This window comes from Mucilaginibacter sp., from assembly GCF_039935595.1.
Lineage (GTDB): Bacteria > Bacteroidota > Bacteroidia > Sphingobacteriales > Sphingobacteriaceae > Mucilaginibacter.
Window position 1 is genome coordinate 1 of the sequence record NZ_JBDTJZ010000167.1, and the last position, 11,208, is coordinate 11,208.

The following is an 11,208-nucleotide window of genomic DNA, read 5'->3' on the forward strand; positions in this document are numbered from 1 at the left end:
TTCAGGTGTCTCATTCGGGCGATTACCGTTTCCGGAATTTTTATTTTTACTGTTCATAATTTATGTATTTAGTAGTTATACTAAAACATCCATAAACCATGCCAATATTTTTAAATTTATCGAGGGAATAAATTTTTTATCATTATTATATCGCGTCATTGCGAGCGAGGTACGAGCGTGGCAATCTCTACACGATAGGATATGCGTTTGCCTGTCAATGCAGAGATTGCCACGCTACGCTCGAAATGACGTTGACTTCTAGTTAGGGAAAAACTCACGTACTTTGGCTACCACATAATCAATTTCGTCCCGGGTATTGTACTTAGAAAAGGAAAAACGTACAGACGGCCTCGTAGCGCTTGCGCCAATAGCTGTAAGCACATGCGAGCCAATATCCGTACCCGAACTGCACGCGCTGCCCCCCGATGCTGATATACCGGCTATATCCAGGTTAAATAATAACATATCGGCTATATCCGTATCCGGGAAGGCTACATTTAAAACAGTGTACAGGCTCTTATCAGCACCGGTTTCACCATTAAACTTAACGCCCGGTATATATTGCACTAATTGCTGCATCATATAGCTTTTAAGGCCTTGTATGTATTGTGTATGCTGATCCATTTCGGCATAGGCAATTTCCATGGCCTTAGCCAAACCAACAATACCATACAGGTTTTCGGTTCCACCGCGCATATTACGCTCTTGCGCGCCGCCGTAAATAAATGGTTTAATTTTAATTTTATGGTTAACGTACAAAAACCCAACCCCTTTGGGGCCATGAAACTTATGGGCCGCACCAACTAAAAAATGTACTTTAAGCTTACCCAGGTCATGCGAATAATGCCCCATGGTTTGTACCGTATCACAATGAAATATGGCGTTATATTGCTCGCAGATGTCGCCAATGCGTTCAATATCGTTAAGCGTACCTATCTCGTTATTGGCATGCATTATAGATACAAAGCTGCGCGCATTTTCCTGTAATAGCTTTTCGAGATGGGTGTGGTCAATATTGCCTTTGGTATCTACATCAACAAAGCTTAATTTAATAATGCCAGCCTTCTCCATAGCCTCCAGGGTATGTATTACCGCATGGTGTTCAATTCGCGTACTTATGGCATGGGTAATATTATTATCCACTATGCCGCCGCGAATAGCCGTATTATCGGCCTCGGTGCCGCTGCTGGTAAAAAATATTTCGGCAGGTGATGTGTGCAACAACCCCGCAATAGTTTTACGCGCTTTTTCAATTACCGTACGCGCCTCCCTGCCATGTGCGTGTATAGACGATGGATTACCATAAGTTGCCTCCATTACCGCGCACATTTGTTTCATCACTTCGGCATCAAGTGGTGTAGTGGCAGCATTATCTAAGTAAACACGCATGGTTAGTTAATTAGTGATTTGTGAATTAGTGATTAGTTATCTTGCGGACTTGCGGTCTTTCCGATTTCCTGACTAAATCTTAACTCAATTGCAATATTTCCTTTATATCCGCAATTATTTTGTTGGCCAAATTATTAGCAACAGTTTCTGAATCACCTTCAGAGTATATGCGGATGATAGGTTCGGTATTTGAGCGGCGCAGGTGTACCCATTGCTTATCAAATTCAATTTTTAGGCCATCAATGGTACTATGTGGCTGGGCCTTATATTTTTTTTCAACCTTGCTTAACAGGGCATCAATATCCATTTCGGGCGTTAGTGTTATTTTATTTTTTGAGATAAAATAACCGGGGTATGAACTGCGCAGTGTTGAGATAGATTTACCATACTTAGCCAAATGGGTTAAAAATAAAGCTATACCTACCAAAGCGTCGCGCCCGTAATGTAATTCAGGATAAATAACGCCCCCGTTACCTTCGCCGCCAATAACGGCGTTTACGGCTTTCATTTGGTTTACTACATTTACCTCACCCACTGCCGCGGCATGATATTCGCCGCCGGCCAATTCGGTAACATCGCGCAAAGCCCGAGTTGACGATAAATTTGAAACCGTATTACCTTTGGTATTTTTTAAAATATAATCAGCAACGGCCACTAAGGTATATTCCTCGCCAAACATGTTGCCATCCTCGTTAACAAAACATAAGCGGTCAACATCCGGATCGACAGCTATACCCAAACTGGCATTTTTAGCAACCACTTCTTTCGAAAGGTCAATCAAATTCTCTGGCAATGGCTCCGGGTTATGCGGAAATACACCATCAGGCTCACAAAATAATTTATAAACTGTTTTTACGCCAAGCGCCTCCAGTAATGCCGGCACAAATATGCCGCCGGTTGAGTTAACACAGTCGATCACAATTTTAAAATCGGCTTTGGCAATCGCTTTTACATCAACCAGTGGCAGGGCCAGTATCTGGTCAATATGCTTTTGCATATAACTGTCATCGTGCGTTACTTTACCCAGGTCATTTACATCAGCATAACTAAAGCTGCTGCTTTCGGCAATATCCAGTACTTCTTTACCGTCGGTATCGCTTATAAATTCGCCTTTGGCATTTAGTAATTTTAAGGCATTCCATTGCTTTGGATTATGACTGGCGGTAAGTATGATACCTCCTGCGGCATTCTCCAACGGAACAGCAATTTCAACCGTTGGGGTGGTTGATAGGCCCAGATCAACAACATCAATGCCTAAACCTTGTAAAGTGCCCGTAACCAGGTTATTTACCATACTGCCTGATATACGCGCATCGCGGCCTAACACCATTTTTTTAATGCCAGCCTTGTTAATGGCCCAGGTACCAAAAGCCGAAGTAAATTTTACTATATCAACGGGGGTTAGCCCCTCGCCTGCCGCACCACCTATGGTGCCACGTATGCCCGAAATTGATTTTATAAGTGTCAATGTATGTAATTGTTTTGCCTGCAAAAATAATTATTAAACGCATATTAACGTGTATTGCTTTTTTATATGACAAAAAGTTGCTTATAAAAAATAATAAAAGCGTTAAGTTTGGTTTTGATTTTTATTCCCTGTCATTTCGACGAGGAACGAGGAGAAATCCATACACATTCATCGGAGTATGTGTATAGGTCTCTCACTCCGTTCGAGACGACAAGGAGCTTTAAAGCTATTATCCAATGCCCGAAACCCTTTTACAATTTGACCGGCATCTTTTTCACATCATTAACCATGACATGGCTAATGCTTTTTTCGACTGGATAATGCCCTATATGCGTAACCCCAGGTTTTGGATACCGCTTTATATCTTTATTATAGCATTTTGTCTTTGGCGATATAAAAAAACTGGTGCCATTATTATAATATTGTTGGCCCTGTCTGCCGGCTTTGCCGATTTTACCAGCGCCAGCCTGATAAAACCCGCTGTGCAGCGTGTACGCCCTTGCCGCGACCCGGTAACGGCGTTAACGGATATTAACCCGGTAGGCTGCGGTACAGGTTATAGTTTCCCGTCAACCCATGCTACTGACCATTTTGCTATGGCTGCTTTTTTAGTACTGGTATTTTACAAAAATTGGCGGTGGATAGCCCTTTGGGCTACTTTATGGGCCGGTATTATTTGTTTTGCACAGGTATATGTTGGCGTACATTATCCGCTTGATGTTACCGGCGGGGCCATTTACGGTATATTGGTTGGCAGCCTGTTTGCATTTATATTTAAAAAATTACAACCTCAATTTTAATGGAGACCTGGAAAATCCTGTTTTTATTTTCATGTGCTTTTTTGGGCGGTACATCAGTTTTTTTATTTAAGGGCGATAACCATAAAACACTAAAGCTGGTACTATCCTTTAGCGGGGCTTACCTTTTTGGTATTACCGTTTTGCATTTAATACCCGATGCCTATCATGGCAATGATAATATGGTAGGTGTATTTATTTTAATAGGGTTTTTATTCCAGATCGTATTAGAACAGTTTTCGCAGGGGATAGAGCATGGGCATATACACAAGCCCAACCTCGAACACCATATCTTTCCGCTGGGAATTATGATAAGTTTATGCCTGCATGCTTTTTTAGAAGGTATGCCCCTGGCCGAAGGTTACCAGAACCAGTTGGTATTTGGTATTGGCCTGCATCATATACCTGCCGCTTTTGCTTTAGGGAGCGTATTTTTAGCCAACAGACAAAGCAACCGGTCAACCGTGTTTTATATATTGCTGTTTGCGTTGATGGCACCTGCCGGTTACTTTTTTAGTATGACGCTAAGCAATGGCGGTATTGGTAACTTACAACATTATTTTAACCGTATAATGGGTGTGGTTATTGGTATATTTTTACATATATCAACTACCATATTGTTCGAGTCAAGTTCCGACCATAAGTTTACCATCCGCAAAATGATAGCGGTATTGTTGGGTATCAGTATAGCGTTGGCGGGTTTTTTAATAGAATTGTAGAGACGTTATTACCCCCTCAATTTATCTAAAAGATCACTCAGGGTTGCGGCTTCTTCAGGTGTTAACGCGGTGTTTAAAAAGTCTTTTGTTTTAAACTCACCATCCATTTTTGCCAGGATGTCCAAACCTTTTTCGCTGATGCGCACATCAACCGCGCGGCGGTCTTTAACATTTGTACAACGCGAAACCAATTCTTTTTGCACCAATCGGTCAACAATGCGCGACGCGTCAGACATTTTATCTACCATGCGCTCCTTCAATAAATTTACGGTAGCGGGTTTGGGGTATTGCCCCCGTAAAATGCGCAGGATATTAAATTGCTGGTTAGTTAAATTATACTTTTCAAAATAAGGGCGTATCAGGTTATTTAACCAGCCTTCGGTATAAGCGATGTTAATTACCACTTTATGATAATTATCCTCAAACTTAGTGCTTTGTATTTCTTCTTCTATCCGCATTTACCTTATAATAATAACAAAGATGCAAATATGTTTCTTATTTTGATGAATTGTTTGTTTCCTGCTGCTTATCATTACCATACTGCCATGGGCAATGCAGGCACTTATTTTTACAGCAATAACCACGCTTTAAGTGATAGGCTTCGGCAAAAACTAAGTTGCCATCAGCATTAATATAATAATCTAAATGCTCCTGCAACTCCATATCAATTCAAAATTTTAACAAAGATATTATTGTTGAAATGCTTAATTAAGTGAGCGCCATTACCATGCAGGGTCCAAATCTGGGTAGGTTGCACCTGTTTAACCGCTTCCAGTATATCGTTCCAATCCACATGATCTGATATAAACAGTGTATCCTCATTGTTAACCTGCAGATTTTTCCATCCCGAAGCAAAAAGGCGCTTAACACCTATCGCTCTAAAATAACTATCAAAAGTAAAAGGTGGCACAATGTAAACAAACTCGTCCTGCACCTTCATTAATTTACGGCCATAAATTTGATGGGGACCTAATTTAATACCAAAGCGCTCGTAAATAGCATTAATTGCCATGATACGGTGGTGCACCAATACTTTTTTTTGCGGTGCATATTGGTTAATTAGCTGTATAAGGCGCTGGCTTTTACCTAAACCATAAGCACCAAGTAATATATTGCTCTTTATATTATTCAGCTTTTTTATTTCCTCAACCGGGTCGGGATGTATAATGGCCGGATCGGCAAAAGTACTTTCGGTTATCAATACATCCGCATTAACCCATTCAATGGGTTCGCAGGTAGCGTCGGGTTGCAACTTATAATCCCCTGTATACAGGTATTTTACGCCTTTATACTCCATTAATACCTGTGTCGACCCCAGTATATGCCCCGCCGAAATAAAGGTTATTTGTACACCTCCTAAATTAAAAGCCTCGTTATAATTTATCTTATTTAAAACCTTGCCGGTACTTTTGGCATAGCGTAATTGCATAAAAGCAAGTGTTGCCGGGGTTGCATAAACATTTGTATTACCACTTATAGCATGATCTGCATGGGCATGGGTTATTACCGCGCTTTTTACAGGCAACTGCGGATCAAGGTAAAAATCGCCGTATTTGCAGTATAAGCCATTGGCGTTAAAAGCAATAAAATCTTCTATTATCTGGTCATTGGTCATTGTATCATTTTAGTCATTGGGTCATTAAGTCATTTTTAAGGGTAGGCGAATAGTTGTTATAAAACAATGACCTAATGATTAATGACCTAATGACAAAAATTGCGCATGCAATTTTAACACCTGCGGGATTATCAGCGCTGACTCATCATTTTTTATTATATAATCAGCCAGTAGTATTTTTTTCTCTTCGGGAAATTGCCTCGCTTCACGGTTAAGTACTTCTTGACGAGTTATGTTATCTCTTTTCATTACTCGTTTTATGCGCAGCTCCAAAGGCGCTGTTACTATAATAGTTTTGTCGCAAAATTTATAGGATGAGCTTTCAAAAAGCACAGCGGCTTCTTTTAAAACATAAGGCACATCAGCAGTAATTTGCTTTACCCAGCTATCAAATGCCCTAAAGACCGCGGGATGTACCAGCGCGTTCAATTTGGCCAGTTGCGCCTCTCCATTAAATACAATACCTGCTATATGTTTGCGGTTTAGTGTACCATCATTAAAATAAGCAATGTTACCAAAAGCCTCTTTTATTCCAGCTATAAGTAGCTCATCAGTAACCATAACGTTTTTGGCTGCTTCATCGGCATAAAAAACAGGGATGCCCATCAGCTCAAATAGCTTACTAACTGTAGTTTTACCACTACCAATATTGCCGGTTATACCTATTTTAAGCATTATTTTTTAATAATAAAGTCAACATACTGCGGTTCAATCTTTACCACCTTACAAAAATCGGGTATTTTAGTGATTTTAACCGGGAGCATTTTATAGTCATGCTTTTTCCACAGGTCAAGGTCGGCCTGCGCTTCAAAATATTCCGCGTCTATATCTGTATAATTATTTAATGGCGTAGTAAAAGTTACTTTAACCTTTAACGGAAAAACCTTTACATTATAATACTCCGGGTTATTTATCAGCTTTACGGGTACTTCAATGGTTTTCTCGGTAAACTCATTAACCGGCACGATTACCTGTATGCTTTTAGGATATATGCTGATATTGCCCTCTTTAACTGCTTCCAAATTAACCCTTGTATTAATGGTTTCGCCCACATCATCGGCCTTTAATGAATCTGTTTTCCAAAAAGGTATATGATCAATAAGGTTACTTGGGCCCGTAATAGTAACATAAGCGGGCCTCATTATAATATGGTTTGACTGGGCAAACTGCTGCTGATATTTTATTGCTGCCATTAAACGTACAGGCACACGTTTTACGCCCCGGTTAGAAAAATCAAAATATAAAGTATCGGGGTCAAAGCCAATTACTTCGTACTGTAGTTCATGGCTTTTATTTATATCCTTTATTTGCGCTTTGAGCACCACATAATCTTCGCGGTCCAAAGTGCGCAGATCAATTTTAACAGGCAGGTTTTCGGCATTCATTTTTGAGAACAGCATTTGCCATCCGGTACCTCTTACCGTAACATTAACCGTATCGGGCTGAAGCGAATGGAAAGCGCGCCGCTGGGGGGTGTTATTATAAGTCAGCACACGTCTTACCTTAAAATTATAAGTTCGCGAAAGCGTAACCAATACCCAGGCACTACCTGCCAGCAACAGGCAGGTAAAAAAAACCGACACGCGTCGTCTTTCTGTTGCTGATAGTTTTATTATTGCCATTTTTTGAGCTAAAAGCTAAAAGCGGAAAGGTAAAAGCAATTTACTTTTCTCTCCGCTTTATAATTTTATGTTGCTTTTTGCTTTTTGTTTTAAGCCTTAAGCCTATTTAGATACCACCGGCGTGTTCAGGGCTTTTGAAGCATCTAATGATATAGCCGTTTTATCAAACCTTATTTTACCACCACCTTCGGTTTCAATTAAAACTGATACGTCATTTAACTCGGCAATGCGGCCGTGCATACCTGACGTGGTAATAACTTTATCGCCTTTTTTCAATTCTTCCACAAATTTTTTCTGATCTTTTTGCTTCTTTAACTGCGGGCGTATCATAAAGAAATAAAACACAAGGGCTATTAAGCCTAACATAATTAGCTGTTGGGTGCCAAACCCGCTGGCTTGTAATAAAATAGTTGCTATCATTTTTTAAATTTTTACTTTGTAAGTACTTCACCTACCAAATGCACCACATTTTGCGGCGGATTGGTATTTGCCGTAACGGTTACCTGCTTATCCATCAACCCTGATTTGCCTGCGCTATCAAACGTTACTTTTATCTTTCCTCCCTGAGCAGGCAGCACGGGTTCTTTGGGCCACTCGGGCACGGTGCAGCCGCATGACGCATGCGCGTTGGTTATAATTAACGGCGATTTGCCCGTATTAATAAACTTAAACTCGTAGGTTACTTTATCGCCCGTCTTTACTTTACCAAAGTCGTGGCTGTCAAACTCAAATTTCATTACCGGTGCGTTTGCATTGCCCATAGTTGCCTTTGCCGCACTATCAGTTTTTGTTTGTGTTTGGTTGGTTTGATTGCAAGCCATTAACACACTTGCCACCAATAAAGTTAAAAACAGTTTTTTCATAAATTATTCTATTAATCCCCTGCCTATTTTTACAATTTTATTTTGGGCTTTAAGCTCAATTAAAATCTTGTCTAATATACCGTTTATAAACGAATTGCTTTTAGGTGTACTAAACTCCTTTGATATTTCAAGGTATTCGTTTATAGTTACTTTTACCGGTATTGAGTTAAATTTTAAAAATTCGGCTAATGCCATTTTCATCAGCAGGGTATCCATCATGGCAATACGCTCGGGTTCCCAGTTTTGTGTTTTTTCGCTTATCATTTGCTGGTATTGCTCATCATAGCGTATGGTATTTTCAAACAGGTTAACAATAAACTCCCTGTCTTCAACCCAGTTACCGGTTACCTCGGCCAGCTTATTTTGTGTATAATCATCATGCGAAAAGTTTTTAAAGGTTTTAGCTATCAGCGCCTGCAGTACATCGCGGTCAACGGGCCAAAAAATAAATTTATCCTCAAAAACCTGATCGGCCAATGATGATTTAAGTATTACCTTTTTGAAAATAAATTTAATAATATCCTTATCGGTCTGGATAGTATCGCCTGTTTTTTGCAGATATTCAGTATAATCCGGCGATGATTTTAGTATAGTAAAAAGTGTTTTGGTAAGCTCGGGTTCAAACGTCCATGATACCTTGTATTTTTTTAAGGCTGCCAAAAACTCCTGATTTTGATTTAACGAGAGTACAAACCTGTTTGTTAAAATTTTAAGGTCGGCGTTCAGATCATCTGCTGTAGGCAAGTGCTTATTGGCCCGGTCGTTAGCATCGTTTTGGGCATAACCCACTACTTCTGAGATTAACGACAGCATCCAGATATACATTTCATATACCTTATCTATACTCTGCAGTAAGTTTTTTTCGTGTTGTTTTAAATCACGCACGTCCGATTGATGGTACGCATATAATGATTGTAATACTTTTACCCGTAGGTGCCTTCTGTTTAACATTTTGTAAGAACGATTGTGGGATTGCTCCCGGTTATTTGTTTATTAATAGGATGATTTTACTTTGTTTATTGATGCAATACGTTTCTCGGCAATTTTATTGGCCGCTACTATGGTAGAAATGCTTTCGGCCTTAGAAAGTTTTAAAACATTGCGGGTTGCCTCGTAAATATTTTCTGTTAATTGTAACGAGCGCTTTTTGCTAAAGCCCATCAGTTCTGAATAACAATTAATTACGCCACCTGCATTTATAACGTAATCAGGCGCAAATAAAATGCCTTTGTCCAGTAATAATTGCCCGTGCACCACCTCGTCTTCCAACTGGTTATTGGCCGAGCCTGCTATAATACCACATTTAAGTTTTTTTATGGTTTGGGTGTTAACGGTCCCCCCTAACGCGCATGGCGAATAAATATCAGCATCAATATCAAATATATTATTGCTGGTAATTGCCTCGGCACCATATTTTTTTGATACCTGGCGCGCCTGCTCTTCGTTAATATCGCTTATAAAAACTTTTACGTTCTCATCGCGCAGCAACTTCACCAACTGCTCGCCTACGTGGCCTATGCCCTGTACAATAACCGATTTACCGGTTAAGCTATCGGTACCAAAAAGTTCTTTTACCGATGCTTTTATCCCCATAAAAACGCCCATTGCCGCTATAGGTGCAGGGTCGCCGCTACCACCAATGGTTTCGGGTAACCCGGCAACATGCTCAGTTTCCATGCGTATATATTCCATATCGCGCAGGTTGGTGCCTACATCCTCGCCAGCAATAAACTCGCCGTTCAAATTCTTTACAAAACGACCGAACTTGCGCATCAGTGCCTCGGTTTTTTCCTTCCGAGAATCGCCAATAATAACGGCGCTACCCCCACCCAGGTTTAGTCCGGATATAGCGGCTTTATAGGTCATGCTCCTTGAAAGGCGCAATACATCTCTTAACGCGTCCTGCTCGGTTTTGTAGGTCCACATGCGTGTACCGCCCAAAGCAGGGCCTAAAGTAGTATCATGTATAGCTATAATGGCTTTTAAGCCAGTATCCGGGTCGCTACAGTAAGCCACTTTTTTATGTCCAAATGTTTCCAGTTGGCTAAATATCGATTCGGTGGTGGTAGGGATCGGCATGGGATGTCTTCAGGTTCAACAAAAGTAGCTATTTTTTTATTGCAACAAAGTATTACCTTAAAATAGGTAGTGATTGAAGAACATCGGTATGCTTATTACTTGTATTTTGATATATATTTGATCATGTCAATCGTTTGCTACACCCCAAGAATAACCATCCGCGAATATTTGCCTGATGAGTTGGATACTTACTTAGACCATCTTTTTGACGAAAAGGTAGCCCCCTATATACCCAAACGAACCAGGGGCGAACGCATAGTTATTTTTACTAATGCACTTAACCATTACCAAACAACAAAAGCCCATGGCATGTGGGGCATGTTTAATAATATCGACGGCAAATTTATTGGCGGCTGCCTGTTGCGCCCATATCATGATGACCCTACTATATTTGAAATTGGCTACAGCATTGAACCTAAATACTGGGGACAAGGTTTAGCTACAGAAATGGCGGAGGCATTAATTGATTATGGTTTTGCCAATAGTGGTATACGGGAGATGGTTGCCTGTACGGTATTATCAAACCCGGCATCGCAACGGGTATTGGAGAAGGTAGGCTTTAAGCGCGGAGAAAATTTAACGGAGGATGATGGCGCGGTGCTAGCTTTTTTTACATTATCGCGTTAATGCTTTTTACCGTATTTTTGTTTAGCATC

General features: G+C 40.4%; 14 protein-coding genes. 3 read left to right on the plus strand and 11 right to left on the minus strand.

The features are described from left to right. Positions 1-258: 258 nt before the first annotated feature. Positions 259-1,389, minus strand: coding sequence for a cysteine desulfurase family protein (locus ABI367_RS11465; protein WP_462228149.1), 1,131 nt, complete (start codon positions 1,387-1,389; stop codon positions 259-261). Between the two features lie 79 nt (positions 1,390-1,468). Further along, positions 1,469-2,857, minus strand: coding sequence for a phosphoglucosamine mutase (glmM, locus tag ABI367_RS11470; protein ID WP_462228150.1), 1,389 nt, complete (start codon positions 2,855-2,857; stop codon positions 1,469-1,471). Positions 2,858-3,093: 236 nt separating this feature from the next. Here glmM and ABI367_RS11475 point away from each other — a divergent pair, with 236 nt between their 5' ends. Beyond that, positions 3,094-3,657: a phosphatase PAP2 family protein gene (locus ABI367_RS11475; protein ID WP_462228151.1), complete on the plus strand. Its 564-nt coding sequence runs from the start codon at positions 3,094-3,096 to the stop codon at positions 3,655-3,657. Continuing rightward, a complete protein-coding gene (locus tag ABI367_RS11480) occupies positions 3,657-4,373 on the plus strand; it encodes a ZIP family metal transporter (protein ID WP_462228152.1) in 717 nt (238 codons plus the stop codon). Before ABI367_RS11475 ends, ABI367_RS11480 begins: the two co-directional genes overlap by 1 nt. Positions 4,374-4,381: 8 nt before the next feature. Here the strand turns inward: ABI367_RS11480 and ABI367_RS11485 are convergent, their stop codons facing one another. The 9 genes from ABI367_RS11485 to ABI367_RS11525 all read right to left on the minus strand — a co-directional run bounded on the left by ABI367_RS11485 (position 4,382) and on the right by ABI367_RS11525 (position 10,552). After that, positions 4,382-4,831: a MarR family winged helix-turn-helix transcriptional regulator gene (locus tag ABI367_RS11485; protein WP_462228153.1), complete on the minus strand. Its 450-nt coding sequence runs from the start codon at positions 4,829-4,831 to the stop codon at positions 4,382-4,384. Positions 4,832-4,868: 37 nt separating this feature from the next. Further along, the gene (locus ABI367_RS11490) at positions 4,869-5,036 is read right to left on the minus strand and encodes a DUF5522 domain-containing protein (RefSeq protein WP_462228154.1); all 168 of its coding nucleotides are present in this window, start codon (positions 5,034-5,036) and stop codon (positions 4,869-4,871) included. Between the two features lies 1 nt (position 5,037). Continuing rightward, positions 5,038-5,988 carry an MBL fold metallo-hydrolase gene (locus tag ABI367_RS11495; RefSeq protein ID WP_462228155.1) on the minus strand — a complete coding sequence of 317 codons (951 nt, stop codon included), beginning with the start codon at positions 5,986-5,988 and terminating at the stop codon, positions 5,038-5,040. 78 nt (positions 5,989-6,066) lie between these two features. Further along, positions 6,067-6,663 carry a dephospho-CoA kinase gene (coaE, locus tag ABI367_RS11500; protein ID WP_462228156.1) on the minus strand — a complete coding sequence of 199 codons (597 nt, stop codon included), beginning with the start codon at positions 6,661-6,663 and terminating at the stop codon, positions 6,067-6,069. Beyond that, a complete protein-coding gene (locus ABI367_RS11505; protein WP_462228157.1) occupies positions 6,663-7,610 on the minus strand; it encodes a CdaR family protein in 948 nt (315 codons plus the stop codon). Before ABI367_RS11505 ends, coaE begins: the two co-directional genes overlap by 1 nt. Positions 7,611-7,712: 102 nt before the next feature. Then, a complete protein-coding gene (yajC, locus tag ABI367_RS11510) occupies positions 7,713-8,030 on the minus strand; it encodes a preprotein translocase subunit YajC (RefSeq protein WP_462228158.1) in 318 nt (105 codons plus the stop codon). Positions 8,031-8,041: 11 nt separating this feature from the next. Next, a complete protein-coding gene (locus tag ABI367_RS11515) occupies positions 8,042-8,473 on the minus strand; it encodes a DUF1573 domain-containing protein (RefSeq protein ID WP_462228159.1) in 432 nt (143 codons plus the stop codon). Positions 8,474-8,476: 3 nt separating this feature from the next. Then, positions 8,477-9,424: a transcription antitermination factor NusB gene (nusB, locus tag ABI367_RS11520; protein WP_462228160.1), complete on the minus strand. Its 948-nt coding sequence runs from the start codon at positions 9,422-9,424 to the stop codon at positions 8,477-8,479. A 42-nt stretch (positions 9,425-9,466) separates the two neighbouring features. Continuing rightward, positions 9,467-10,552: a Glu/Leu/Phe/Val family dehydrogenase gene (locus tag ABI367_RS11525; protein ID WP_462228161.1), complete on the minus strand. Its 1,086-nt coding sequence runs from the start codon at positions 10,550-10,552 to the stop codon at positions 9,467-9,469. A 123-nt stretch (positions 10,553-10,675) separates the two neighbouring features. Between ABI367_RS11525 and ABI367_RS11530 the strand changes: the two genes are divergently transcribed. Beyond that, a complete protein-coding gene (locus ABI367_RS11530; protein WP_462228162.1) occupies positions 10,676-11,179 on the plus strand; it encodes a GNAT family N-acetyltransferase in 504 nt (167 codons plus the stop codon). Positions 11,180-11,208: the final 29 nt, after the last annotated feature.